This is a genomic window from Streptomyces sp. NPDC093094, assembly GCF_044754345.1.
Classification (GTDB): Bacteria; Actinomycetota; Actinomycetes; order Streptomycetales; family Streptomycetaceae; genus Streptomyces.
Genome location: NZ_JBIVOX010000005.1, coordinates 217,484 through 241,998 on the forward strand (window position 1 = coordinate 217,484; position 24,515 = coordinate 241,998).

The window sequence follows — 24,515 nt, forward strand, 5'->3', positions numbered from 1 at the left end:
TGCCGGGGACGCCCGGACGGGCACCCCGCGGGGAAGTTTTCCTCTGGACCTGAAGTGCACTCCAGCACATAGCGTGCGCCCATGAGCTTGCGCTATCGCCCGCTGGGGCGCACGGGGATCGAGGTCAGCAGCTACTGCCTGGGCACGATGATGTTCGGGTCCGTAGGCAACAGGGATCACGACGACTGCGTACGGATCGTGCACGCCGCGCTCGACGCGGGCGTCAATTTCGTGGACACGGCCGACATGTACTCGGCCGGGGAGTCCGAGACGATCGTCGGCAAGGCGCTCAAGGGCCGCCGCGACGACGTCGTCCTCGCCACCAAGGTGCACTTCCCGATGGGCGAGGGCCGCAACCGCGGCGGCAACTCGCGCCGGTGGATCACCCGGGCCGTCGAGGAGAGCCTGACCCGGCTCGGCACCGACTGGATCGACCTCTACCAGGTGCACCGGCCGGACCCCGCCACCGACGTGGAGGAGACGCTGGGCGTCCTCGCGGACCTGCAACGGCAGGGCAAGATACGGACGTTCGGCTGCTCCGCGTTCCCGGCCGAGGAGATCGCCGAGTCCCATCACGTCGCCGAGCGGCGCGCGCTGCCGCGGTTCCGCACCGAACAGCCTCCCTACTCGCTGCTGGCGCGGGGCGTGGAGCGGTCGGTGCTGCCGACCTGCTCGCGGTACGGCATGGGCGTGCTGACCTGGGCGCCGCTCGCCTCCGGCTACCTCACGGGGAAGTACCGCCGGGGCGGCGCGATCGACATGTCCTCGGGGCGTGCCGCGCTCACGCCCGGGCGCTTCGACCCGGAGCTGCCGGAGAACGTCAGGAAGTTGGAGACCGTCGAGCAGCTGATCGAGGTCGCCGAAGAACTGGGCACTACGCTGCCGGAGTTGGCGGTGGCGTTCCCGCTGGTGCACCCGGCCGTGACCTCGGTCATCCTCGGCCCGCGCACACTGGAGCAGTTCGAGGGGCTGCTCAAGGGGGCGTCCCTCACACTGTCCGACGACGTGCTGGACCGCATCGACGAGATCGTGCCCCCGGGGACCGACCTGTACCGGGCCGACGGCGTCTGGCTGCCGGCCTCCCTGACGCGGTCCGCGCTGCGGCGCAGGCCGGAGGGGGACCGGGCCGCCGGGGAGTGACGGCGCACCGCGGGCGCTGAGACGCACCCGCGCCCGCGGGCGTGCTCCGGAGCGAGGGGCGCGGGCAGGTGTCCGCCGACCGCACGCAGGGCATCGTGACCCCTGCGCGAGACCGGCCCGGCACCTGCCGGGCGGGGGCGGGTCCCGCCCTGCGACGGGCGTGCCCGGACTGAGAGGGGAGCTTATGTCCTTGCCCTTGCCGCCGGCCCGGGGACACCAGGAGTCCGGGGCGGCACCGCCGGCTGTGCCGTCGCCCCAGCCCCTGCTGGAGGCGCCCTCCGCGGCCGCCGTGTTCCTCGTCGTGAGCATCCTGCCGGGAGGCGAGGCCCAGGCCCGGTCGCTGCTGGGCGAGCTGGAGGGGCTCGCCCGGGCGATCGGGTTCGGCCGGCCCGAGGGGCGTCTGTCGTGCGTGGCGGGGATCGGCGCCGCGGTCTGGGACCGGCTCTGCGGGGGACCGCGGCCGGCGCTGCTGCGGCCCTTCCGTGAGCTGGCCGGACCCCGGCACCGGGCCGTGGCCACACCGGGAGACCTGCTGTTCCATGTGCGGGCCGAGCGGCCCGACCTGTGCTTCGCGCTGACCGCCGAGATCGTGGGGCGGCTCGGCGACACGGCCGTCGTCGAGGACGAGGTGCAGACGTTCGCGTACTTCGACTCGCGCAACCTGCTCGGCTTCGTGGACGGCACGGAGAACCCCGTGGGCGGGGCCGCCGCGGACGCCGCGCTCGTCGGGGACGAGGATCCCCGCTTCCGCGGGGGCAGTTACGCCGTCGTGCAGAAGTACCTGCACGAGGTGGACGCGTGGGAGAAGCTCTCCGTCGAGGAGCAGGAGCGCACGATCGGCCGCACCAAGCTGACCAACCTGGAGATCCACGCCCCCGGCTCCCACGTCGACGTCAACACCGTCACCGGCGCCGACGGCACCGAGCGGCGCATCCTGCGCGGCGCGATGCCGTTCGGCAGGCCGGGGCACGGCGAGTTCGGCACGTACTTCATCGCGTACGCGCGCGACCCCGACCTCACCGGGACCATGCTGCGGCGGATGTACCTGGGGACGGAGGAGACCGGCCCCGATCCGCTGCTGGACTTCTCCCGTGCGGTCACCGGCACCCAGTTCTACGTGCCGTCGGCGGACTTCCTGGAGCGGCTGGAACCCTGAGCCGCGTCAGTACGAGCCCTCGTAGGAGCCCTGACGGGGCAGCACGGTCACCCGGTGCAGATTGCAGCCGCACACGTCCTGGCACGCCCCGTCCGTCTCCTGGGCCTTGAGGGCGATGCTGACCAGGCTCAGCAGCAGGTCGATGTCGGTGTCGCAGTCGAGGTGGACGGTCACCCAGCGGGAGCCGGGCACCAGCCGTATCGCGGTGGATGCCTGAAGGTTCACGGACCAGCGCCGCAGGGCGGGATCGGTCAGATGGAGGTCGACGTCGTGGCCGGAGTGGAAGTGGACGATCTCGCCGTGCTGGGAGCGAAGCGCCTGGCCCGTACCGCAGCCGGCGGGACCCGGCATGAGGTCGGGCCAGACGGTGAGGCGTTCCCGGGCGCGCTGGGCCGGAGTCATGCGCCCATGGTCGCCGTATCACCCCGCGGACACCAGAGGTTGAGTGCTCCGTAACCCTGCCGTGAGGTTCATTTCGTCCCCCTCACCGGCCACTCGGCACTCCGTGCTCAGCACTCCTCACTCCGTGCTCAGCTCTCCCGGTGACTTTGCCATCTCTTTACAACCTGCCGGTGCCCTCCTTCGTCTCTCCGCACGATCCGTCACCCGGCGGATCGGACAGCGTTTTGACGCGTCAGACCCCTGACGAAGGAGAGCCAAGCGATGCGACGGATCGTGCTGAGTGCCCTGACCGTGGCCTGCGCCGCCGTACTGGCCGGCGGCGGGGCCGCCGTGGCGGACGGCTCGGGCCCGGCGGCGAGCGCCAGCCCCACCCTGCCCCCGACCGCCGCGCCGTCCGCCGTGCCCAGCGAGGCGCCGTCGGCCACACCCAGCGAGGCGCCGTCGGCCGCGCCGTCGCCCGTGCCGACGCAGGCGCCCGGCAACGGCCAGGGCTCGGGCGGCGGTACGGGCTCCGGCGGCGGCCAGGTGTCCGTCGTGCCCGGCGGCGCGCCCGACACCGGCGAGGTGGCGACCGGCGGGTCCTCCATGACCGGGACGGCCGGAGCGGCCGGAGCCGCGGCGGTGCTGGCGGCGGGCGGAGCGGCCGTCTTCGTCGTACGCCGCCGGAGGGCGACCGGCGCATGACCGCACTGTCCAGGCGCGCGTTCGCCGCGGCGGGCGCGGCCGTGCTGCTCGCGGGATGCGGCGGCCAGGGCGGCGCGGACGGATCCCGGGACCGGGCGAGCGGCCCGGGCACGTCGTCCGGCACACCCCCGGGCGCCGGTACGCCGTCCGGTCGCGCGGCCCCGGGCCGCGCGGACGCGTCCGCCGGTGCGGGCGCCCGGCCGCTCGGGCGCTCCGAGCCGGTGCGGCTGCGGATCCCGGCCGCCGGTGTCGACACCCCGCTCATCCGGCTCGGCCTGGCCGCGGACGGCACCGTGGAGGTGCCGCCGGTCACCGCGCACGACCGCGCGGGCTGGTACCGGCACTCGCCGACACCCGGTCAGCTCGGTCCGTCCGTCGTCCTCGGGCATGTCACCGTCGGCGACCACGGCGACGGCGTCTTCCGCCGTCTGGCACGGCTGCGGCGCGAGGACCGGATCGAGGTCCGGCTGGCGGACGGCGTCACGGCGGTGTTCGCCGTCCGCGAGGTGCGCACGGTGGCCAAGGCCGAGTTCCCCGTGGACGACGTCTACGGTGACGTGAGCCGCCCGGAGCTGCGGCTGATCACCTGCGGCGGTCCCCGCACCGACGACGAGTACCGCGACAACGTGATCGTCTTCGCCGTGCTGGTCTCGTCGGCGGCCTGATCCGGCGCGCGGCACCACCGGTCCGCACGGCCTCACGGCCTTTTCTGTCCCCACGACCCTGGAGAGCGTTGAAACGGTCCCGCGACCAGGCGGCGTCCGAGCTGTTCGCCGCCCTGTACCCGCGACTCGCCGGCTGGTGCCGGCGGCTCGTCGACGACGACGAGACCGCCCACGAGATCGCCTCGGAGGCGTTCACCCGGCTGTGGGCGCGCTGGACGAAGGTGGAGGAGCCGCGAGGGTTCCTCTACGTCACGGCGGCCAACCTCGTCCGGGACCACTGGCGCAGACTGGAGCGCGAGCGCAACGCCGTGCGCCGGGCCACCACGGAGGCGGCGGTACGGGGACCCGCCGAACAGGCCGATCCGGCGGTGCGGCTGCTGGTCCAGTCGCTGCCGGACCGGCTGCGTATCCCGATCCTGCTGCACTACTACGCTGACATGCCGATCCGGGAGGTGTCCGTGCTGACCGGGCGCAAGGAGGGAACCGTCAAGGCCGACCTGCACGCGGCCCGCGAACTGCTGCGCGTCCACCTGAGGAGAAGCCTTGACCACACGCTTTGAGGACGACGAGGAGTTCGGCCCCGACGACCCCTTCACGGTGCTCCTCGGCCCGCCGGCCGGGCACCTGGCACCGCCCCCGGGCCACTACGAGACGGTCCGCCGGGCCGCGTCCCGCCGCCGGCTGCTGCGCACCGCGGCGGGCGCGGGACTGACCTGCGCGGCGCTCGCCCTGGCTGCGCTCCCGCTGTACCTCGGCGGCTCGCAGAGCCCGGTGCGCCCGGCCCCGCCGCTGGCCCCGGCGCCCACGTCCGGCACACCGCACCCGTCGGGCACGCCGCACCCCTCCGTCACACCGCGTCCGTCCCGCCCGGCGGAGGCGTCCGGCTCACCGACCCGGCCCGGTTCCACGCCGTCGCCGGTCACGTCGTCCTCCGCCACGTCGTCCCCGGCGCCGTCCCTGCCGCCGGGGTCCGGCTCCGGCGCGGGCGGGCCCGTGCCCACACCGAGCGCCACCGCACCCGCCGAGGAGCCCTCCGCGACGCCGACCGAGGCACCCTGAGCGGACCCCGGACCCCGGACCCCGGACCCCGGATCCCGGATCCCGGATCCCGGACCCCGGACCCTGGACCCCGGCCCCAGGCACGGCACGAGCAGGCAGACCTCCGTCGGGGCAGCAGTCCGTCCGCGGTCTTCCGGGCGCAGGGTGACCGAACAGCCGGCCACGCCGACGAGCCTTCCGCCGAGGAGCCGCGCACGACACCTGTCACCGACTGGTTCCGGCCGGGTGGCCGCCGGGCGCGTCGGCCGGGCCGTGGCTCCGTACGAGTGGACTCACCGGACCCTGCCGCGGGCGGGGAACCTCCCGGCCGCCCGGTCGGTGATCCTGCCTCGTGAGCCACTGACATGCCTCCTGAACAGGAAAGAAGCGCCCCCATGCGACGTACGCCTCCCCGCCGGCCGTTCGCGGCGGCGCTGCTCGTGGCATCCGTGCTGGCCCCGTTCGCCGCGAGTCCCGCCACCGCCGTGCCGTCCGTGGGCGCCGACCGGCACGCGAGCGCCGACCGGCACGCCCGGCGCGACTGCCCGCCGGACGGACTCGGCCCCGAGCTGACCGCCCGGCTCGACCGGGCGATCGAGGACGTCCGCCGCGAGGCGGGCATCCCCGGCCTCGTCGTCGGCCTGTGGATGCCCGGCAGGGGCACCTACGTCCGTGCCACCGGTGTCGCCGACACGGCCACGGGCGCGCCGATGCGGACCGGCTTCCGCCAGCGGATCGGCAGCATCACCAAGACCTTCACCGTCACCGCGCTGCTGCGGCTCGTGGACGAGGGCCGCGTCGGCCTGGACGACCCGGTCTCGCGGTACGTCGAGGGCGTTCCCGGCGGGTCCCGCATCACCCTGCGCCACCTCGCCGAGATGCGCAGCGGCCTGTACCCCTACACGTCCGACCCCGACTTCGTGCAGGCGCTGCTGAGCGACCCGCACCGCTCGTTCACGCCGAAGGAACTCCTGGCGTACGGCTTCCGGCACGCCAACACCTCCGACCCGGGCACGACGTTCCAGTACTCCAACACCAACCTGATCCTGCTGGGCCTGGTCGTGGAGAAGGCCGGCGGCATGAGCCTGCCCGACTTCGTCCACCGGCGGGTGCTGCGCCCGGCCGGTCTGCGCCGCACGCTGTTCCCGACGGACGCGCGCTTCCCCGAGCCGCACGCCCGCGGCTACACGAACGACACGCTCTCCGGCGAGATCGAGGACGCCACCGACTGGAACCCCAGCTGGGCCTGGGCCGCCGGGGCGATGATCTCCGACCTGCGCGACCTGCGCCGCTGGGCCGGGATCCTCGCCGACGGCACGCTGCTCAGCCCGCAGACCCAGCGGCAGCGGCTCAGGTTCCTGCCGACCGGCGTCCCCGGCACCTCCTACGGCCTCGGCATCTTCGACTCCGGCGGCTGGATCGGCCACAACGGCTCCCTCCCGGGCTACGAGACCGTCGCCGTGCACCTGCCGTCGAAGAAGGCCACGCTGGTCCTGCTGCTCAACACGGACGTCCTCTCCGCCGGGCAGGAACCGTCCTCGCTGGTCGCCCGCGCGATCACCGAGATCGTCACCCCGGACAACGTCTACGACCGCCCGCTGCCTGCGAGTTAGGGGTCTGTCGTTAGGATCTGGGCATGGCCCTGACCATGAATGACGTGGAACGGTTCGAGGCGTCCAGGCCCCGCCTGGAGGCCATCGCCTATCGCCTCCTGGGCTCCGCGAGCGAGGCCGAGGACGCCGTGCAGGAGACCTTCCTGCGCTGGCAGGGCGCCGACGTCGGCCGGGTCGAGGTGCCCGAGGCATGGCTGACGAAGGTGCTCACCAACCTCTGCCTCAACCAGCTCACCTCGGCCCGCGCGCGCCGCGAGACCTACGTCGGCCAGTGGCTGCCCGAGCCGCTGCTCGCGGGGGACCCGATGCTCGGCCCGGCCGACACCGCCGAGCAGCGCGAGTCGGTCTCGTACGCCGTCCTCGTCCTCCTGGAGCGCCTCGCCCCCAACGAGCGGGCGGTGTACGTGCTGCGGGAGGCGTTCGACTGCCCGCACCGGGAGATCGCCGAGATCCTCGACCTCTCCGAGGCCGCCAGCCAGCAGATCCTCCACCGCGCCCGGAAGCACATCGCGGAGGGCAGGGCCCGCACCGAGATCGACGAGGCGGCCGCCCGGCGGATCGTCGAGGAGTTCCTCGCGGCAGCCACCAGCGGCCGGACCGAGCCGCTCGTACGGCTCCTCACCCAGGACGTCGTGTCCGTCGGCGACGGCGGCGGAAAGATCCCGGCCCGCGCCAAGGCGTTCGAGGGCGCCCTCGCGGTCGCGAAGTTCCTCCGGGGACTGTTCAGGCCCGCCGAGGTCAAGCGCGCCCTGATCGGGGGCCGGCCCGGCATGTACGCCACGACCGCCAACGGCGAACCAGCCGTGGTCGCCGTCGTCGACGGCCGGGTCGTCGGCGTCATGTGCCTCCAGGTCACCCCCGAGGGCATCGTCGCCGTCCGCAACCAGGTCAACCCCGACAAGCTCGGCCGCGCCACCCGCCGGTGGGCGGCCGCCGACCACGGAGAGCCCCTGTTCGTCGCCCTCTGAGCGACAGCCGTCGAATGTGACCTGCTTCACATCCTGTTCCTGTCAGGAAACGCGGGGCTGCCCGGTTCAAGGGGCGGAACCGCGTACCGACAGGGCGTACCCGCCCGGACAGGAGCAGGGAAATGCAGCATCGCATCGTCGTCCTCGGAGCCGGATACGCCGGAGCCGTCGCGGCCGGCCGCCTCGCCCGGCGGCTGCACTCCGACGACGTCGCCATCACTCTCGTCAACGCCGAGTCCGACTTCGTGGAGCGCGTCCGGCTGCACCAGCTGGCCGCCGGCCAGGACCTCACCCCCCGGCCGCTGGACGAGATGTTCGCGGGCACCGGAGTGGAGGTCCGGCAGGCGCGGGTCACCGCCGTGGACGTGGACCGCAGGTCGGTGGCGGTCACCGACGCGGACGGCGCCGAGCGGACACTGGAGTACGACACCCTCGTCCACGCCCTCGGCAGCGGCTGGAACGACCAGGGCGTCCCCGGTACCGCCGAGCACGCCCACGAGATCGCGAGCCGCCCCGGCGCCCTCCGTCTGCGCGAGCGACTGGCGGGCCTGGGGGCCGGGGAGACCGTCACCGTCGTCGGCGGCGGCCTCACCGGTCTGGAGGCCGCGACCGAGATCGCCGAGGCCCGCCCGGACCTCGACGTCGCCCTCGTCGCCCACGGCGCCTTCGGCGACTGGCTCTCCGGCAAGGGCCGCGGCCACCTCCGCAAGGTCTTCGCCGGGCTCGGCATCAGGGTCCACGAGCACGCCGCGGTCACCGCCGTGGAGGCCGGCCACGTCGTCACCGCCGACGGCACGGAGATCCCCGCCGCGGTCACCGTGTGGACCACCGGCTTCGCCGTCCACCCGATCGCGCGGGCCACCACCCTGGAGGTCGGTGACACCGGGCAGATCGTCGTCGACCGCACCATGCGCTCGGTCTCCCACCCGGACGTCTACGCCGTCGGCGACGCCGCCCTCGCGACGGGCCCCGCCGACAAGCCCCTGCGCATGTCCTGCGCCTCGGGCGTGCCGACCGCCTGGCAGGCCGCCGACGCCATCGCGGCCCGCCTCACCGGCGGCAAGGTCCCGACCGTCCCGCTGCGCTACTTCCAGCAGTGCGTCTCCCTCGGCCGCGGCGAGGGCCTCATCCAGTTCGTCACCGCCGACGACCGTGCCGTCGGCTCGGCCCTCACCGGCCGGCTCGCCGCCCGGTACAAGGAGCTGATCTGCAAGGGCGCGGCGTGGGGCGTCGCCCACCCGCTGCCGATGCCGGCACGCCGCCGCCGGGTCGTACGGCCGTCGTCGGCCGAGCAGCCGGCAGGGGCCCCGGCGGGGGCCGCGGAGACGGCCGAGGCAGCGGCCTGAGCCGCCGCCGAGGCCGGTGCGGAGGCCCGCCGGTGCGGAGGCCCGCCGGTGCGGAGGACGGGCGGACCGACGGACGGGCGGGCAGCCCCGCATGGGCGGGCTCCACAGGCACGGGCGGCGTCAGCGCGAGGGGCGCCGCATGCGCCGGGAGCCACCACCGCGGCGACGGCCGCGTCCGCCACGAAGAGCACGATCCCCAGGGCCAGCAGCCATCCCAGCCCGTCCGCCGCCGCACCGATGATCCCGAGTGCCACGGCCAGCAGGAGCACCAGCAGAAAGGTCACCATCGGCGCAGCCCCTCCCGGCGGTCAGCGGCGCGCGAGCTGACGTCCGCCCGGGACGCCCGGCCGGTACTCCAGGCCGTAGTAACGGAAGACCGTCTCCTCCTCCGCGGCCGGCAGGACGTCGTCCGTACCGATCCAAGGGGCCTTGCGCACCGTGTTCTTGGCGTGGGAGACGCGGACGTAGCCCGGCCCCAGCACCACCTCGTCGAGCGGCACGAAGACCAGCCGCTGCCGGGTCGGCAGCCCCGTCCGCACCGTCGCCATGGCCGGTTCGTCCGTGGAGGTGTCCACGTAGACCGCTTCGAGCGTGCCGATCTTCCGCCCCTTGGGGTCGACCACGGCGTACTCGCGCCACTCCCGGACATCGGCCGCGTGGATCATGTCTGCTCCATGTCTGTACGGGGATCTGCACCGGGCCGGTACCGGCGGACCCGGCACCGGCGGGTCCGCACCGGCGTGCGCGGACCCGGCACCGGCTGGTCCGTACCGGCGTGCGCGGGGCCGGCGGAGGCGCCCGTCCTGCCCCTCGGCCCCGCCTCCACGCTACTCCCGCGGCAGCCGCACGGCCCGGCCCGCAAAAGCCGGTGCGCCGGAGCCCGTGCGCCGCGGAGCCCGGCGGACACACGGTTATTGACCTGCTCGGATTCGCTGTGCTTCGCTCGGCCGCAACCCGGACCGCCGTCTCTTCGTCTTTCTCCGACGAACCGCTGTGACGGACGAACCCGTTCCGACCGCTCAGACCGCTTTGACCCGACCGACATCCAGCGAAGCAGCCGAGACGTGAGACGAATACCACCGCAGCACCTTGCGCGCATGTCCCGGAGGGTCGCGCTCTCCGTCCGGCGTCGTCCACGGGCGGCGCTCTGGGCCGCGGTGGCTGTCGTCGCCCTCGGCTTCCTCGTGGCGCTGGAGGTGGTGGCGCGGCGCCTGGACACACCGGGGCCGCTCACCGAGCAGGCCCAGGAGCTGGTCCTCGCCCCCAAGTCGGGCGGCCTGCTGTACGCCGCCCTGGCGCTGACGATGGTGGTGCTCACCTGGCGGCAGCGTCTTCTCGCGCTGGCCGCGGCGGCCGGTGCCGACGTCGTCTTCCTGGCGGTCCGCTGGACCACCGGCGCCGGGACGGACGGCGGCCATCCCTTCGGCAACGGCGCGCTGTGGGTGATCCTCGGCTGTGCCGTCGTCGCCGTCACCCGCCGCACCGGAGGCGAACGCCTCCTGCTGCTGAAGGGCGCCGGCCTGGGGCTGCTCCTGGTGGCCGGCCGCAAGACCGGCGACACCTGGCTGTTCATCACCTCGCAGACCCGTCCGACGGTGCTCGACCAGTACGTGGCGACCGCCGACCACGCGCTGGGCGATCCGTCGTGGCTGGTGGGCCGGTTCGTCACGGCCACCGGTCCGGTCGGCTTCAACTTCCTCGACGTCGTCTACGGCCAGCTCGCCGTGGCCGCGGTCGCCGTCTCGCTGTACCAGCTGCGCCACGTGGCCGCCGAGCGCCGCTTCCCGCGCCACCACCTGGTACGCAGCTTCCTGGTGATCGGCCTCATCGGGCCGGCGTTCTACATGATCTACCCGGTGGTCGGGCCGCTCTTCGCCTACGGCACCGGCACCGAGCACTGGGCCTCGGTCAGCCTGTGGACACCCGGGACGCCGCCCAGCGGGGCATGGGCCGTGGGCGACCTGTGGCCGCGCACGACGCCGCCGCCCGGCGCTCCGCAGCTCATGCCGTTCGACGAGGTCACCCCGCGCAACTGCATGCCCAGCCTGCACACGGCATGGGCCACCGCGATCTTCATCCACTCCCGCAGGGGCCCGCAGGTGCTGCGCTTCGCTGGCACGTTCTGGCTGGTCGCCACCCTCACCGCGACCCTCGGATTCGGCTACCACTACGGCGCCGACCTCCTCGCCGGAGTGGTGTTCGTCCTCACGGTCGAGGCCGCCCTGCGCACGTACGACCACGGCTGGGACCGGCGCGGTCTGCGCCTGGTCGCCCACGGGGCCGTCGTCTTCACCGCGCTCCTGCTGTCCTACCGCTTCCTGCCGCAGCAGCTCGCCGCGCACCCGTGGCTGACGGGGCCCCTGCTCGTCCTGGTGACGGCCTCGGTCGTCCACGCCTACGTACGCACCACCGCGCTCTGGGAACCGAAGCCCGTCCCGGCCCCGCGCCCCGACCCGCAGCCCGAGCTGATCTGAGGCCCGGGCCCGCCACCCCCGGAACCCGCCCCCGGGACCGGGACCGGGGGCCGGGGCGTCAGGCGCCGGGAGGCCGGAAGCCGACCTGCCGGCGGGCGGCCTCGTCGATCTCCTCGACCGTGAGCAGGGGAGTGGCGCGCGTGCGCAGCGCGCCGCTCGCCTTCACATGGAGGGCCACGGCCGCCATGGAGACCGGGTCGGGAAAATCGATGACGCACACGAGATCGTCCTCGCCGAAGGCGAAGTACATCGCCTCGACCGTCCCGCCGAGCCCGCCCACGACCTGCTCGACAGCGGCCCGGCGCCCGCTCGCGCCCTCCGCGAGCAGCCCCTTCGTCCCCTCGGACGTGTAGCCGGCCTGAATGAGGAACTTCGCCATAGGAACACTCCCTGCCCGCGGCCGGCACGACTGGTCCGGTACGACTGGTCCGGCACGGGACTGCCCTTCCCGCCACCGCACGTCCGGCGCCCGACGCCCGCGCGGATTCACCCGGGCGGGTGGTCGGCGGTACGCCGGTGACCGGTCACCGGCGGGCTGCGGCTGCCGGCGGGGTGCGGCTGCGGCGTGTACCCGTACCCGTACCCGTTCCCGGCCAGGGCATCGCCTGTGACGCAGGGGGAACCCGGAAACGGCAGGGCGGCCCCGGCACGTTCCCCGACGGGAGGCAGGCCATGACGCGCTCGGTCGGTTCCGAGGAAGCGGTCGCCCGCGCCCTGGACAGCCTGGGCACGGGCGCCTACGTGGCGGACGAGGAGGGCCGCATCGTGGCCGTCAACGCGCGCTGCGAACAGCTTCTCGCCCGCACCGCCTCCGGTCTGGTCGGCCAGGACGCCCATGACCTGCTGCACCGCACCAGCTGGGGGGAGCCGGTGCCGCGGGCCCAGTGCCGACTGCGCCGGAGCGTGCTCGGCGGGCACACGGACCAGGGCGACGAAGCATGGCTCGAACGCGGCGACGGCACGCTGCTGCCGGTGGCCTGGCTGGCAACCCCCTGCGACACCGGAGTGCACCCGTCGGCCACGCTCGTCCTGTTCCACTCCGCGGGAGATCCCGGGCGGCCCCCGCAGCGGCCGCCGGCCGACGGACGGCTCTCCGAACTGGAGCGGCTCGCCCTGCTCGCCGAGACCACCACCCTGCTGACCTCCACGCTGAACATCCATGAGGCGCTGCGCCGTCTGGTCGGCCTCGTGGTGCCCCGCCTCGCCGACTGGGCCGTCATCGATCTGCTCGGCGAGAGCGACGAGGTGACGCGCTTCGCCGTGGCCCACGCGGAGGGCGGCACCGTGGTGTTCCGGGACGACCTCCAGGGGCCCATGCCGCGCGTGCCGCAGGAGTCCTCGATGCCCCTGTCCCGCGCCCTGCGCGGCGTCGCTTCCTCCTACGCCGGCCCGGAGACCTACCAGGGGCCGCCCGACTCCGATGTCGCGGTGGAACAGCGGCGTCTGTTCGAGGAGACCGGCATGCACTCGGCGATCATGGTCCCGCTGCGCAGCCTGCACGAGGTCATGGGCGCCCTCACCCTCGGCCGGGCCGACCAGCCCGAACGGTTCTCCGCCATCGACACCGCCCTGCTGGAGGACATCGCCCGCCGCGCCAGTCTCGCCCTGGAGAACGCCCGCCTCTACCAGCGCCAGCGCAAGATCGCCGAGACCATGCAGCGCCATCTGCTGCCCAGGCTCCCGCGCGCGCCGGGCCGCGCCATGACCGTCCGCTACCTGCCCGCACCGGACGCCTCCCAGGTCGGCGGTGACTGGTACGACGCGTTCACCCTGCCGGACGGCGCCACCGCTCTCGCCGTCGGCGACGTCGTCGGCCACGATCTGGAGGCGGCGGCCGGCATGGCTCAGCTGCGCAACATGCTGCGCGCGTACGCCCTGTCGCAGCAGAGGCCGCCGAGCAAGATCGTCGAATGGCTCGACGAGGCGACCCTGAACATCGCCGAGGTCTCCATGGCCACGCTGGTCTTCGCCCGCATGACCGAGAACGCCGCCGGCCGGTGCGAGCTGTCCTGGACCAACGCGGGCCATCCGCCGCCGCTGCTGGTCACCCGCGAGGGAGCCGCGCACTACCTCACCGAAGGCCACGGGATCCTGCTGGGTGTCGCCCCCGAGCGGGTCCGCCCCGACGCGACGGTGGAGGTGCCGGCCGGGGCGACCCTGCTCCTCTACACCGACGGCCTCATCGAGTCCCCCGGCCATTCCCTGGACGAGGGCCTCGACCGCCTGCGCCGGCACGCCGCCGCCCTGTCCCGCCACCCCCTGGAGTCGTTCACGGACCTCCTGCTGTCCCGCGCCCGCCCCCCGGACAACGACGACGACGTGGCCCTCCTGGCCATACGCCACGCACCGGACCCCTCCGGCTGAACGGGACCGGCCGGGGGGGATCCGGCCGGGGACCGGCCGGGGGACGCGAGAAGCCCGCCGTGGCCGTCCGGTCCGGACACGGCGGGCTTCTTCTGCACGCGGTGCGGCACGTCCGTGCCCGCGTCAGCGTCTGAAGGAGTCCTTGGCCTTCTCCTTCGCGCCCCGCAGCCTGCCCCGCGTCTCCAGGGCGGCACCCTTCGCCGCGAGGGTCTCCTTGTGCATCGCGTGGGCCGCTTTCCGTACGGTCTTCCCCGCGACCTGTTCGGCCTTCGCCTTGACCTTCTCTCCGGTACTCATGTCCCTACCTCCCCGCTCCCCGGCCGAGTGCCCACGGGACAGGGAGGCGACACGCCTCGGCACGGCTTCCGTGCCGTACGTCCTCGGGGCGGCACAAGGCGTTCCGGGGTCCGCCCGACGACTGCCGCCGCTAGGCAGCCGCGTCCTCGGACTCCTGTCCGTCCTCGGACCAGAAGGTCTCGTCCTCTCCGAAGTCCGGGGCCTGGAAGGGATTTGTCGCCGGAGGCGGCGACGGCGCAGTGGAACGGCGGGGTTGCCCTTCCAGCGCGGAGAACAGCGATGTCGGTTCGATGAGAGGTCTGCCTTTCGTCACAGGTCCCCGAGAGGCCCTGGCGTGCCGTGACCGGGCACTGCTGCGGTCCTACAGCTTGGTCATCTTGGTGTACGGGCTCGGGATCCGCCTCTGGGTGGAGCCGAAATCCACGAGCGCCGCGGTTCCGTCCTCGATGCCGATCACCCGCCCGAGGCCGTACACGTCGTGCGTGACCTGATCGCCCATGGCGAAGTGTTTGGGAGCCGGTACGACCGGGGCGCTGAAGGGGCTGGTGGGCAGGTGACGCTTCGCTGCCGCAGGCTTTGTCATGGCTCAGTATGAGCCCATGAGCATCCCGCTCGCTGTGGCCATCGGCACAGATCCGGACAGGGCTGCCGCGTCACGTCGCTGACCTGGTGTTTCGAGACCCTCTACGGCGAAAATCGGCCGTAGAACTCCTTCGCCGGCAGGGTTGACAGCTTTTCCCGCCGCCCTGCCGGTCATGCACGCGGAGCTCAGCGCACCGGGAAGCCGAAGGCGTATCCCTGCTCCTTGAGCCAGGGAAGGATCCGCCGCAGCGCCTCGACCGTCTGGGAACGGTCGCCGCCCGCGTCGTGGAAGAGGAGGGTCGGCCCGTTGGGCAGCTCCCGCTGCACGGTGGCGACGATCGCGTCCGCGCCCGGCTGCTCGAAGTCCTTGGTGTCCACGTTCCAGCCCAGCGGACGCATGCCGCGGGCGGCGGCGACCGAGCGGCTGTAGGGGGTGAAGGCCCCTCCCGGCGCGCGGTAGTACAGGGGCCGTACGCCTCCGGACGCCTTGGTGATCATGCGTTCGGCGTCGAGTATCTGCTGCGACTGGTAGGCCCGGGACTGCTTGTCCATGGTGGTGTCGTGCGACACCGAGTGGTTGCACAGCAGGTGCCCGTCCGCGACGACCTTCTTCACGAGGTCCGGGTGGGCCTGTGCCTGCGTCCCCACCATGCAGAACGTGGCCTTCACCCCGTACTCCCGCAGCACGTCGAGCACTTGGGGGGTCCACACGGGGTCGGGGCCGTCGTCGATGGTGATGTTGACGCCACGCTCCCCCTTGTCCGAGGAGTGCGCGATGGTCACCGCGACCGGCTTGACGTCCGTGCCCGGCGTCGCCGACGGGGCCGCCTTCGGCGACGAGCCGCCCACGGGACCGGCCTGCGCGGTCCACACCGAGGCACCCACGGCGAGCATGGTCACCCCGAGCGCCGCCCCGACCACCTTGCCGTACCAGCCCCGCCCGCTGTGCCGCCCCATGTCCGCCCCCGCTTTCGTCCAGTACCTCGCCCGCCCCGGTCGCGTCGCGACCAACGGGTAGGACGAGAGGCGGGTGCCGGGGGATCCCTCCGTTACCAATCGAGGACATTTCCGGGGGAGTTCGCGGACAACCGGCCGGGCGGCGGCCGGGACCGGGCAGCGGCGGCCGAGGTCTCCGGGGCGGGGGCACCGTCCACCCGAGGAGCCCCGCACAAGAGGATCCGAGAAGGCGGTCCGCCCGGCCCATGACGTGGAGAGCGAGGTGAGAATGACATGAATGAAGAAATGTTCTCCTCCATTTCTCCCGCGTCAGGGTCACTCTTTTGCCGCGCATCCGGAGGAGTGTGAGTGGCGTTAGCGGGATATGACGAAAGCAAGGTCTCACGGCCTGCCTCGCCGCGACACGGGGAAGGAAGAACCGCCCGCCGCCCGCGGTGTGAAAGCCGGGAAATATACCTGCGTGCCTGGCACGGAAAACTCGGCCCTCTTACTGCGTGACGCCCTGCGCGGGGGCGACGTGCGAGTCGAGCTCCAGGTCACTGAGTCACTGCTCCGCGAGTTCCTCGCGCTGCTGGAGGTGCTCCAGGAGGAACTGGACCAGCGGTGGAGCGGTCAGGAAAAGTTCGACTTCCACGCAGACTGTGCGTGAAGGGGGCGTATTTCTGTGAATCGAGACTACGCGGATCCCTCCCTTGCGCGGCACGAATGGTATTCCGACCCGTACGCGTACGGGCCGGGTGCCGACTGGCAGGGCGCCACGGCCGATGCACTGCACCCGGGGACACCCGTGGTGCTGCCCCCCGACGCGGGCTGGGACCCGGTCGAGGAACTCGCCTATCTCCTGCAGGAGGCCGTCCCGGCGGAGCCGGCGGCCGCTCCGCCGGAGCAGGTGGCCGTGGTGCCGCCCCCTCGCAGCGAGTCGCCGCCCGGCGTCGAATTCAGCGACCCGATGGAGAATCTGGCGAAGATCACCGCGCAGCTTCCGCCCATCCGGCGCTCCGCCGCCGGACATCGGAAGATCCGGGTCCGCAAACCCCGGTTCAAGTGGCTGCAGACCGGCAGCCTGGTGATCCTCGCATTTGTCGCCGTGATCGTGGCGATGGTCAGCGTTTTCGGCGGAATGGTGGCCTACGCGCCTCTGCAGAGCATCTCGGCCGGTACGAAGAGCGGGGTTTTCCCGCAGTGGCCTCTTCTTGTGTACGGCCCCTGGATGGTGGCTTCCCTTTCCGTCCTGCGCACCGCCCTGCACCGGCGACGGGCTCTGCATTCGTGGTTCGTCGTCCTGCTGTTCTCCTCCGTGGCGATCGTGCTGTGCGTGTCCCAGGCCGACAAGACCTTCACCGGTGTCGCCGGAGCCGCCCTGCCCGCCGTGGCGTCCCTGGCGTGCTTCCACCAGCTCGTCCGGCAGATCACACTGACCATGCCGCCGCGCCAAGTGTCCCGCCGCCACCGCCAGTAGCACCGGCGGCTCGGGCCTTCGGGGAACATTCCGAAGCGAGGAACGGCCGGTGCGGGCCGTCGCGCCGGCCCGCACCGGCCGAAGGCGTCGTCCAGGAGGGCGGCCTGGCACACGGCGACCGATCTCCGAGGACAGCAAAAAGGCCCGGGTCTTCGACCTGGGCCTTCTTCGTGGAGCGGGTGACGAGAATCGAACTCGCGCTCTCAGCTTGGGAAGCTGATGTTCTACCATTAAACTACACCCGCGCAGGACGCCGGTCTGGACCGGTGTCATCATGCTCGATCACTGTACCCCATGGCAGGCCCCCGGTGTTCGCACCCGGGGGCCTGAGTCGGTTTCAGGGGGTGGACGCGGCTGCGGACGGCGGGAGTTGGGGCGTACCGTGGGGGCGTGCGAGAGGGTCCGGACGGGCCCGGAGCGCCGCCTGGAGGGGGGTCCCTTTCATCCCGTAATGTGAGCCCCCGTCGTCACGGGGATCCAGCCAGACGTGACGCGGCTCTTGGGGAAGGGACTCTAGGACTTGATGGAACGCACCCTCGTCCGATGTGCCGATGGGCACGTGTTCAGCACCGCTTCGTTCCCGATGCAGCAGGCCGAGCGTCTCGGCCCCGGCCGGCTCGTGCGATGTCCGCGGTGCGCGCGGCTGCGCAGCGCCGTGCCGGTCGTGCTCCAGAAGCGGTGACCTTCGGTAGCCGCCGGTAACCGGAGAGCGGCATCCTCAGCGCGCGGGGTCGTCACGATTGTGGCGGGTCCGCGCGCCTTGCGTATCCTCGGGACGTGCTTCTCTCAGACAAGGACATCCGGGCCGAGATCGACGCCGGACGGGTGCGCATCGATCCCTACGACGACGACATGGTGCAGCCGTCGAGCATCGACGTGCGCCTCGACCGCTTCTTCCGGGTGTTCGAGAATCACCGCTACCCCCACATCGACCCCGCCGTCGAGCAGGCCGACCTGACCCGTCTGGTGGAGCCGGAGGGGGACGAGCCGTTCATCCTCCACCCGGGGGAGTTCGTCCTCGCCTCGACCTACGAGGTCATCACCCTGCCCGACGACATCGCCTCCCGGCTGGAGGGCAAGTCCTCCCTCGGACGGCTCGGGCTCGTCACCCACTCCACGGCCGGCTTCATCGACCCCGGCTTCAGCGGCCACGTCACCCTGGAGCTGTCCAACCTGGCCACGCTCCCCATCAAGCTCTGGCCCGGCATGAAGATCGGCCAGCTGTGCATGTTCCGGCTCAGCTCGCCGGCCGAGTTCCCGTACGGCAGCGAGCGCTACGGCTCCCGCTACCAGGGACAGCGCGGCCCCACCGCGTCCCGGTCCTTCGTCAACTTCCACCGGACGCAGGTGTGAGGCCATGAGCGGCGTACGGGAGGACCTGACCTACGAGCGCTTCGGCGTCGCCGTCCGCGAGCTGGCGCAGACCATCGCCGACGACGGGTACGAGCCCGACATCGTGCTCTCCATCGCCCGTGGCGGTGTGTTCGTGGCCGGTGGCCTGGCCTACGCCCTGGACTGCAAGAACATCCACCTCGTGAACATCGAGTTCTACACCGGCGTGGGGACCACGCTGGAGATGCCGGTCATGCTGGCACCCGTCCCCAACGCCATCGACTTCTCCGACAAGAAGATCCTGATCACCGACGACGTCGCCGACACCGGCAAGACGCTCAAGCTGGTGCACGACTTCTGCCTCGAACACGTCGCCGAGGTGCGGTCCGCCGTCATCTACGAGAAGTCGCACTCGCTCGTGAAGTGCGAGTACGTCTGGAAGCGCACCGACGACTGGATCAACTTCCCGTGGAGTGTGCTGCCTCCGGTGAGCAGGTCGGGTGAGGCGCCCAAGGAGAACAAGGAAGCGCTCTGACCGCCGGGCGGCCGCGCTCCTACGGCTGACGCCGCTCGCCGAGGATGCAGAACTCGTTGCCCTCGGGGTCCGCCATGACGACCCACGCCTGTTCGCCCTGGCCGATGTCGACACGCTTCGCGCCATGAGCCTCGAAACGGGCCACCTCGGCGGCCTGGTCGTCGGGCCTGAAGTCGAGATGCAGCCGGCTCTTGGCCTTCTTGCTCTCGCCGATGCGGACGAAGTCCAGCCCGGGCAGGCGGTCCGGCGCCGCGCGGATCTCGAACTCGTCGTCGGAGGTGTGGACCACGACCCAGCCGAGGGCGTCGGCCCACCACTGCCCCAGGGCCGCCGGGTTCTCCGCGTGGACGACCACCTGTTCCCATTCCAAGGTCATCCGCCGAGTCTAGGCCCGGTTCCCCGCGGCCGGGGCCCGCCGGCGTCCTGGAGGGGCCTGCGCCGCGCTCGGAATGCCGACGGCGGGTCCGCGTGCCACGCTGAGAGGGATCACACCGCTCCCAGGCTCGGCTCACCGGATGCCCGGGCCCCCAAGGAGTCCCACATGGCCAGTGACGCAGCCGGACCCAGAACGGCCCAGGACCACCCGAGCCCGTGGCACGGGCCCACCTCGGGCACCACCGTCCTCGCGGGATCGCTGATGATCTTCGGCGGTGCGATGGCGGTCTTCGAGGGAATCGCGGCCATCGCCACGGACGACCTCTTCCTGGCGACGCGCCACTATGTGTTCGAGTTCAGTCTGACGGGCTGGGGCTGGGTGCACCTCATCCTGGGCGTCCTCCTCATCCTCGCGGGGTGTGCCGTCTTCACCGGGGCCCTGTGGGCACGCTTCTTCGGCGTGTTCGTGGCGGGGCTCGGGGCGATCGCCAACTTCCTCTGGGTGCCGTACTACCCGCTGTGGGCCCTCACACTGGTCGCCGTCAACCTCTTCGTCGTCTGGGCCCTGTGCTGGGGAATGCACAAGGAGGCCGGCGACGGGCACGCGGCCTCGGCCGTGTGAACGACGCCGGGCCGGAGGACCGGCCCCTTCCGAGGACCTGACGAGCCGACGACCTGCGTGTGCCGTGGCCGGCGGGAGGCCGGTCACGGCACACGTGTCAGGCCGGGCGGCGAGCCGTCCTCGCTCAGGAGCGGGACGGGTTCCCCGGCATCCTGTTGAGATCTCCGCCGCGGGCCAGGTCGCCCTTGAAACCGTTGGCCCGGACGGTGGCGGGTACGGAGGGCGTGGCGAGCTGGATCCAGGGCTCGTCCCAGACGAACGTCGTACCGACCGTGTCGCCGTGCGTCTGGTACACGGCGCCGGTCGTGGTCACGACCTTGGCGTACGCGTCGTTGCCCTGGTCGCTGATGGTGATGCCGCAGGCGTTGGCCGGGTAGTTGCCGTTGTCCGACAGGTATTCCCAGGTGATGGCCGTGCCGCGGGGTGCCTGGCGCCCGACCCAGGCGTTGCCGCCGACGAGCACGGCGGTGTACTCCTGGCCGTTGGACGGCGCCATGCTGTCGAGGTCCGTGCACGGCCCCGCCACACCTGCCGCCCCCGTCGCGCCGACGGGACCGGTGGCCCCCGTCGCGCCGGTCGCGCCGGTGCCGCCGGTCGCTCCCGTGCCGCCGGTTGCTCCGGTGGCACCTGTGGCTCCGGTGCCGCCGGTCGCACCTGCGGCTCCTGTGGCTCCCGTTGCACCGGTCGCGCCGGTCGGACCCGGGTCGCCCGTCGCACCCGCTTGTCCGGCGGGGCCGATCGCAGGGGGTCCCGTGGGTCCCGTGGCTCCGGTCGCGCCGGTGGCGCCTGCTTCGCCTGTGGCTCCGGTGGCGCCTGCTTCGCCGGTCGCTCCCGTGGCTCCGGATTCGCCTGTGGCTCCGGTGGCACCCGTTGCTCCCGTCGTGCCTGTGGCTCCGGTGGCGCCCGTTGCTCCCGTCGTGCCCGTGGCTCCGGTGGCGCCTGCTTCGCCGGTCGCTCCCGTGGCTCCGGATTCGCCTGTGGCTCCGGTGGCACCCGTTGCTCCCGTCGTGCCAGTGGCTCCGGTGGCGCCCGTTGCTCCCGTCGTGCCCGTGGCTCCGGTGGCACCCGCTTCGCCGGTCGCTCCCGTGGCTCCGGCTTCGCCTGTGGCTCCGGTGGCACCCGTTGCTCCCGTCGTGCCCGTGGCTCCGGTGGCGCCTGCTTCGCCTGTGGCGCCCGTTGCTCCCGTCGCGCCGCCGCCGGGTCCGGTCGCTCCGGTGGCACCCGTCGCCCCGGCCTCGCCCGCTTCACCCGTCGCACCCGTCGCACCCGTGGCTCCCGTTGGGCCGGTCGGACCCGGGTCGCCCGTCGCACCCGCTTGTCCGGCTGGGCCGATGGCGCCGCCGGCGGGACCGGTGGCTCCCGTGGCGCCGGTCGCGCCGGTCGCACCCGTGGCACCGGCGCCGGTGGCACCCGTCGCCCCCGTCGCACCTGTCGCACCCGTGGCACCCGTGGCACCCGTGGCACCCGTGGCACCCGTGGCGCCCGTCGCTCCCGTGGCTCCGGTCGCGCCCGTGCAGCCGTGCTGGTCCTCGTCGCCGTAGCCCGAGCCGCCGTCGCCGTAGCCGGACCAGGTCTTCATGAACGACGAGCGGTGCATCCGCGGCCAGGTGGGGTCGTCGTCCTCGCAGTCCTCGCCCCGGTCGCCGCCGGAGGGCAGCGTCACCGTCGGCGGTACGAGGTTCCGCGAGGCGGCTACGGCCTGCGAGGCCATGCCGGTGAGGACGAGGGCGAGGGACGCGAACGCGCCGCAGGCCATCCAGTTGGCCCGGCGGGGAAGAGGACCGAGGCGAGACCCGCTGTGCTCAGGGCTCATCTGCTGCTTGCTCCTTGCTCGACCGTGTTCGGGCGCATCCCCGAACGGCCCGGGGGTGTCCCGAGCACCAGGCGATGCTTGCCCGCGGAAGATCGATTTCCGGCCATGCGGGGCGAAATGCATGGATTCATCAGCAGCACGGGCCAATCGCCGCGCACGGACGGCGCACGTGGCACGGAGCCGGGCGGCCGGCGCGGCCTCCCCGTCGCGCGGCATGCGGAAGGGGCTCCCCGCCCGCAGCGGGAAGCCCCTTCTCCGTCCGCGTCCGGACTACGTCCTCAGAACGTGCCCAGCTTCACGATCGACAGCAGCGCGAGCAGCTGGATCGCCGAGGCACCGAGAGCCTTCGGCCAGGGCAGGTCGTGCGAGCGGCTGACCATCAGCGTGAGCAGGGCGCCGGCCGCGACCCAGGTCGCCCAGCCGAGGATCTGCACGAAGGTCGCGTCGCCGCCGGCGAACATGGCGAAGACCAGGCGGGGGGTGTCCGTGAGCGACGTGATCAGCATGGACAGCCCGACCGTGGGCTGCCAGGCGCCGTCGCCGCCGAGCTGGCGGGCCAGGGTGTGGGTGACGACGCCCAGGACGAAGGCGCTGAGCACCATGGCCACGGCCGTGGTGAGGACGATCGGCACGGCGTTGGAGAGCGTGGCGTTGATCGCGTCCTCGCGCGCCCCGTCGAAGCCGAAGACGGCGAGCAGGCCGTAGAGGAACGTCACGATCAGGGCCGGGCCCCACATCGCGTAGTCGCGCATCTGGAGGAAGGTCTGGTTCGGCTCGGTCACGATGCCGCGCAGCAGGTCCTTCCAGTGCAGCCGCGGTCCGATCGGGCCGGACGGGGCCGTGGAGCCCGCGTGATAGGTCTCGCCCTGGTGGTACTGGTCGTCGATGGAGAACGCCTGGGTGTGACCCGCGTTGTTCGCGGCGTACGGGTCGTGGCCGCCCTGGGCGTAGGGGTCGTCGCCGCCGAAGTACTCCGGCTCGCCGTGGTTCCCCCAGCCGCCCTGACCGCCGCCCTGACCACCGTGTCCGCCCCGGCCGCCGCCGTGCCCGCCATGGCCGCCGGGGCCGCCCGGCGGCTGCTGCCGCGCCTGCGGGTGCGGGTACGGCTGAGGTGCCGAGGGGTAGCCGTACGACGGGCCCTGAGGGGCGCCGCCGTACGACGGGCCCTGGGGCGCCTGTCCGTACGGGGGGTGTTGCGGTCGCGCTTGCGGGGCGCGGTCGTCCCGGCCGCCGCGTCCGATCCTGAATCCAGCCACGTCTTCGAACGTACCTGGTCCCGGAGAGTGACGTGCCGGGCCCGGCCCTCCGGACCCGCCTTTGCGGCCGAGCTGTGACATCCCCTACGGGCCTCCCGTAAGGGACTTGGGCGCCCGGGGCGGGCTCAGTCCGCCAGGAAGTCGTCCGTGGAGAACGTGACGACGGGCGTCCCGGCGACCACCCCCCGCTTCACGCCCGGATACACGGCGACCGTGTCCTTCGTCTCGCCCAGATACGTCCGTACGACCAGGTCGGCCCGCCCGTCGCCGTCGAAGTCCGCGGCGGCCAGGACGCGGGACGTGCCGGAGGCGGCGGGTCTGACCGTGACCATGTCCTCGGGGGACGGTCCCGTCGTACGGCCGTGCAGGACGCGGATCCCGGAGCCGCTGGAGACGAGTTCGCTCAGGCCGTCGCCGTCGAAGTCGGCGGAGTCCAGGAGCGAGCCGCCGAGGGCGAGGGCGCCCCGTGCGGCGGCCGGGAGGTCGTAGCGCAGGGCCGTCTCGGCGATGCCGCCGACCGCGGCGTCCAGGTCCGCGCCGCGGCCGAAGCGCCCGAGGGCCACGTCGCGTCCCTCGGGCAGGGCGGCGCCGGTGCGGGCGGGGCCGGTGGGGCCGCCGAGGACGACGTCGGCGGTGGCGGAGCCCTCGGCGGTACGCACGACCAGGTCGTCGTAGCCGTCGCGGTCGACGTCGGCGACCGGGCCGGAGGGCAGGTTGCCGGGGGACGGGAGCGGCGCGCCGGCCGCGTGCGGTGCGCCCTTGCGGTCGAAGGGGCCGCTCAGGAAGCTCAGTTGCCGGTCGGAGGCGTGCACGACCAGGTCGGCCCGGTCGTCGCCGTCGAAGTCGCCGCACACCGGCTGGTCGGGCCAGTCGTTGCCGGCGCGGGCGGCGGCGGGGATCACCAGCTTGACGGCCTTGCCGGTGAGTCCCTGGGGCGAGCCGAAGAGGATCTGGAGCGGGACGGGGGGCTGCCCCTGTCCGTCGAAGGGCGGGTCGGTCGACACGACGAGGTCGGTGAACCCGTCCGCGTCCAGGTCGCAGCTCGCCTCAGCGTCGAACACGGCCGGCAGCTCGCCGTCGGTCGGCGCCGCCTGGCGGGCCGGGTCCAGCAGCTGCCGGGCGCCGGGCGTGAGCCCGTCGGGGCCGCCGTAGACGATCCCGATGCCGGCGTCGTCGCTGTGCGCCTGCGCCTTGACCAGGTCGTTGAGCACGAGGTCGCGGCGTCCGTCCCCGTTGAAGTCGTCCGCGGTCCCACTGCCCTCGCCGCGCGGCACGGGGAGCCGGGCCGGGGCCTGGGCCGCCTTCAGGGAGGTGTCCTTCGCCGCCGCCTTCGGGCCGTCGGGAGTGGGGCCGCAGGCCGCCAGCAGGAGAAGGCAGCCGAGCACCGCCGCACCCGTCCCGAGGGTTCGCATCCGCACCGTCCACCTCGTCAGCACC

27 protein-coding genes and 1 tRNA gene are annotated in these 24,515 nt (G+C 73.0%); 17 read left to right on the forward strand and 11 right to left on the reverse strand.

What is annotated here, in order from left to right; genetic code table 11:
• The first annotated feature begins 87 nt into the window (after positions 1 to 87).
• On the forward strand, positions 88 to 1,140 hold the full coding sequence (locus tag ACIQGV_RS12100) for an aldo/keto reductase (RefSeq protein ID WP_402494111.1): 1,053 nt from the start codon (positions 88 to 90) through the stop codon (positions 1,138 to 1,140).
• Positions 1,141 to 1,324: 184 nt separating this feature from the next.
• Positions 1,325 to 2,296, forward strand: coding sequence for a Dyp-type peroxidase (locus ACIQGV_RS12105; RefSeq protein ID WP_402493531.1), 972 nt, complete (start codon positions 1,325 to 1,327; stop codon positions 2,294 to 2,296).
• A gap of 6 nt (positions 2,297 to 2,302) precedes the next feature.
• Here ACIQGV_RS12105 and ACIQGV_RS12110 read toward each other — a convergent pair whose 3' ends face one another.
• Positions 2,303 to 2,698 (reverse strand): luciferase family protein, encoded by a 396-nt coding sequence (locus tag ACIQGV_RS12110; protein WP_402493532.1) that lies wholly within the window; start codon positions 2,696 to 2,698, stop codon positions 2,303 to 2,305.
• A 261-nt stretch (positions 2,699 to 2,959) separates the two neighbouring features.
• Here ACIQGV_RS12110 and ACIQGV_RS12115 point away from each other — a divergent pair, with 261 nt between their 5' ends.
• From ACIQGV_RS12115 to ACIQGV_RS12145, 7 genes are all read left to right on the forward strand, one after another.
• The gene (locus ACIQGV_RS12115; RefSeq protein ID WP_402493534.1) at positions 2,960 to 3,382 is read left to right on the forward strand and encodes a sortase-dependent protein; all 423 of its coding nucleotides are present in this window, start codon (positions 2,960 to 2,962) and stop codon (positions 3,380 to 3,382) included.
• Positions 3,379 to 4,047 carry a class F sortase gene (locus ACIQGV_RS12120; protein WP_402493536.1) on the forward strand — a complete coding sequence of 223 codons (669 nt, stop codon included), beginning with the start codon at positions 3,379 to 3,381 and terminating at the stop codon, positions 4,045 to 4,047. The genes ACIQGV_RS12115 and ACIQGV_RS12120 overlap by 4 nt, the downstream gene beginning before the upstream one ends.
• A 68-nt stretch (positions 4,048 to 4,115) precedes the next feature.
• On the forward strand, positions 4,116 to 4,607 hold the full coding sequence (locus ACIQGV_RS12125) for an RNA polymerase sigma factor (RefSeq protein ID WP_402493537.1): 492 nt from the start codon (positions 4,116 to 4,118) through the stop codon (positions 4,605 to 4,607).
• Complete coding sequence (locus tag ACIQGV_RS12130) at positions 4,591 to 5,106, forward strand: hypothetical protein (protein WP_402493539.1); 516 nt, start codon at positions 4,591 to 4,593, stop codon at positions 5,104 to 5,106. Before ACIQGV_RS12125 ends, ACIQGV_RS12130 begins: the two co-directional genes overlap by 17 nt.
• A gap of 374 nt (positions 5,107 to 5,480) precedes the next feature.
• Positions 5,481 to 6,698 (forward strand): serine hydrolase domain-containing protein, encoded by a 1,218-nt coding sequence (locus ACIQGV_RS12135; RefSeq protein WP_402493541.1) that lies wholly within the window; start codon positions 5,481 to 5,483, stop codon positions 6,696 to 6,698.
• A 23-nt stretch (positions 6,699 to 6,721) separates the two neighbouring features.
• A complete protein-coding gene (locus ACIQGV_RS12140) occupies positions 6,722 to 7,666 on the forward strand; it encodes an RNA polymerase sigma-70 factor (protein WP_402493543.1) in 945 nt (314 codons plus the stop codon).
• 122 nt (positions 7,667 to 7,788) lie between these two features.
• Positions 7,789 to 9,012: an NAD(P)/FAD-dependent oxidoreductase gene (locus tag ACIQGV_RS12145; protein ID WP_402493544.1), complete on the forward strand. Its 1,224-nt coding sequence runs from the start codon at positions 7,789 to 7,791 to the stop codon at positions 9,010 to 9,012.
• Positions 9,013 to 9,320: 308 nt separating this feature from the next.
• On the opposite strand, the gene ACIQGV_RS12150 is transcribed toward ACIQGV_RS12145, so the two are convergent.
• Positions 9,321 to 9,677: a PRC-barrel domain-containing protein gene (locus ACIQGV_RS12150; protein ID WP_402493545.1), complete on the reverse strand. Its 357-nt coding sequence runs from the start codon at positions 9,675 to 9,677 to the stop codon at positions 9,321 to 9,323.
• A gap of 432 nt (positions 9,678 to 10,109) precedes the next feature.
• Here ACIQGV_RS12150 and ACIQGV_RS12155 point away from each other — a divergent pair, with 432 nt between their 5' ends.
• Positions 10,110 to 11,486 (forward strand): DUF5933 domain-containing protein, encoded by a 1,377-nt coding sequence (locus ACIQGV_RS12155; RefSeq protein ID WP_402493547.1) that lies wholly within the window; start codon positions 10,110 to 10,112, stop codon positions 11,484 to 11,486.
• Positions 11,487 to 11,544: 58 nt separating this feature from the next.
• Here the strand turns inward: ACIQGV_RS12155 and ACIQGV_RS12160 are convergent, their stop codons facing one another.
• The gene (locus ACIQGV_RS12160; protein ID WP_402493549.1) at positions 11,545 to 11,865 is read right to left on the reverse strand and encodes a GYD domain-containing protein; all 321 of its coding nucleotides are present in this window, start codon (positions 11,863 to 11,865) and stop codon (positions 11,545 to 11,547) included.
• Between the two features lie 293 nt (positions 11,866 to 12,158).
• Here ACIQGV_RS12160 and ACIQGV_RS12165 point away from each other — a divergent pair, with 293 nt between their 5' ends.
• Positions 12,159 to 13,850, forward strand: a complete 1,692-nt coding sequence (locus ACIQGV_RS12165) for a SpoIIE family protein phosphatase (RefSeq protein WP_402493551.1) — start codon at positions 12,159 to 12,161, stop codon at positions 13,848 to 13,850.
• 123 nt (positions 13,851 to 13,973) lie between these two features.
• On the opposite strand, the gene ACIQGV_RS12170 is transcribed toward ACIQGV_RS12165, so the two are convergent.
• From ACIQGV_RS12170 to ACIQGV_RS12180, 3 genes are all read right to left on the reverse strand, one after another.
• The gene (locus tag ACIQGV_RS12170; RefSeq protein ID WP_402493553.1) at positions 13,974 to 14,147 is read right to left on the reverse strand and encodes a hypothetical protein; all 174 of its coding nucleotides are present in this window, start codon (positions 14,145 to 14,147) and stop codon (positions 13,974 to 13,976) included.
• A gap of 361 nt (positions 14,148 to 14,508) precedes the next feature.
• Positions 14,509 to 14,730, reverse strand: coding sequence for a hypothetical protein (locus ACIQGV_RS12175; RefSeq protein WP_402493555.1), 222 nt, complete (start codon positions 14,728 to 14,730; stop codon positions 14,509 to 14,511).
• 185 nt (positions 14,731 to 14,915) lie between these two features.
• Positions 14,916 to 15,686, reverse strand: coding sequence for a polysaccharide deacetylase family protein (locus ACIQGV_RS12180; RefSeq protein ID WP_402493557.1), 771 nt, complete (start codon positions 15,684 to 15,686; stop codon positions 14,916 to 14,918).
• Positions 15,687 to 16,146: 460 nt separating this feature from the next.
• On the opposite strand from ACIQGV_RS12180, the gene ACIQGV_RS12185 reads away from it, so the two are divergent.
• Both ACIQGV_RS12185 and ACIQGV_RS12190 read left to right on the forward strand, forming a co-directional pair.
• A complete protein-coding gene (locus ACIQGV_RS12185) occupies positions 16,147 to 16,335 on the forward strand; it encodes a hypothetical protein (RefSeq protein WP_402493559.1) in 189 nt (62 codons plus the stop codon).
• A 15-nt stretch (positions 16,336 to 16,350) separates the two neighbouring features.
• The gene (locus ACIQGV_RS12190; RefSeq protein ID WP_402493561.1) at positions 16,351 to 17,145 is read left to right on the forward strand and encodes a DUF2637 domain-containing protein; all 795 of its coding nucleotides are present in this window, start codon (positions 16,351 to 16,353) and stop codon (positions 17,143 to 17,145) included.
• A gap of 171 nt (positions 17,146 to 17,316) precedes the next feature.
• Here the strand turns inward: ACIQGV_RS12190 and ACIQGV_RS12195 are convergent.
• Positions 17,317 to 17,390, reverse strand: a tRNA-Gly gene (locus ACIQGV_RS12195).
• Positions 17,391 to 17,704: 314 nt separating this feature from the next.
• Between ACIQGV_RS12195 and ACIQGV_RS12200 the strand changes: the two genes are divergently transcribed.
• The 3 genes from ACIQGV_RS12200 to ACIQGV_RS12210 all read left to right on the forward strand — a co-directional run bounded on the left by ACIQGV_RS12200 (position 17,705) and on the right by ACIQGV_RS12210 (position 19,012).
• Positions 17,705 to 17,827: a hypothetical protein gene (locus ACIQGV_RS12200; RefSeq protein WP_402494130.1), complete on the forward strand. Its 123-nt coding sequence runs from the start codon at positions 17,705 to 17,707 to the stop codon at positions 17,825 to 17,827.
• Positions 17,828 to 17,922: 95 nt separating this feature from the next.
• Positions 17,923 to 18,498, forward strand: coding sequence for a dCTP deaminase (gene dcd / locus ACIQGV_RS12205; protein WP_402493563.1), 576 nt, complete (start codon positions 17,923 to 17,925; stop codon positions 18,496 to 18,498).
• Positions 18,499 to 18,502: 4 nt separating this feature from the next.
• Positions 18,503 to 19,012, forward strand: a complete 510-nt coding sequence (locus ACIQGV_RS12210) for a phosphoribosyltransferase (protein WP_402493565.1) — start codon at positions 18,503 to 18,505, stop codon at positions 19,010 to 19,012.
• A 19-nt stretch (positions 19,013 to 19,031) separates the two neighbouring features.
• Here ACIQGV_RS12210 and ACIQGV_RS12215 read toward each other — a convergent pair whose 3' ends face one another.
• Complete coding sequence (locus ACIQGV_RS12215; protein ID WP_402493567.1) at positions 19,032 to 19,388, reverse strand: VOC family protein; 357 nt, start codon at positions 19,386 to 19,388, stop codon at positions 19,032 to 19,034.
• 165 nt (positions 19,389 to 19,553) lie between these two features.
• On the opposite strand from ACIQGV_RS12215, the gene ACIQGV_RS12220 reads away from it, so the two are divergent.
• Positions 19,554 to 20,009 (forward strand): hypothetical protein, encoded by a 456-nt coding sequence (locus ACIQGV_RS12220; protein ID WP_402493569.1) that lies wholly within the window; start codon positions 19,554 to 19,556, stop codon positions 20,007 to 20,009.
• 124 nt (positions 20,010 to 20,133) lie between these two features.
• On the opposite strand, the gene ACIQGV_RS12225 is transcribed toward ACIQGV_RS12220, so the two are convergent.
• The 3 genes from ACIQGV_RS12225 to ACIQGV_RS12235 all read right to left on the reverse strand — a co-directional run bounded on the left by ACIQGV_RS12225 (position 20,134) and on the right by ACIQGV_RS12235 (position 24,490).
• The gene (locus ACIQGV_RS12225; RefSeq protein ID WP_402493571.1) at positions 20,134 to 20,505 is read right to left on the reverse strand and encodes a hypothetical protein; all 372 of its coding nucleotides are present in this window, start codon (positions 20,503 to 20,505) and stop codon (positions 20,134 to 20,136) included.
• Between the two features lie 1,595 nt (positions 20,506 to 22,100).
• The gene (locus tag ACIQGV_RS12230; protein WP_402493573.1) at positions 22,101 to 23,159 is read right to left on the reverse strand and encodes a Yip1 family protein; all 1,059 of its coding nucleotides are present in this window, start codon (positions 23,157 to 23,159) and stop codon (positions 22,101 to 22,103) included.
• Between the two features lie 44 nt (positions 23,160 to 23,203).
• On the reverse strand, positions 23,204 to 24,490 hold the full coding sequence (locus tag ACIQGV_RS12235) for an FG-GAP repeat domain-containing protein (protein WP_402493574.1): 1,287 nt from the start codon (positions 24,488 to 24,490) through the stop codon (positions 23,204 to 23,206).
• Positions 24,491 to 24,515: the final 25 nt, after the last annotated feature.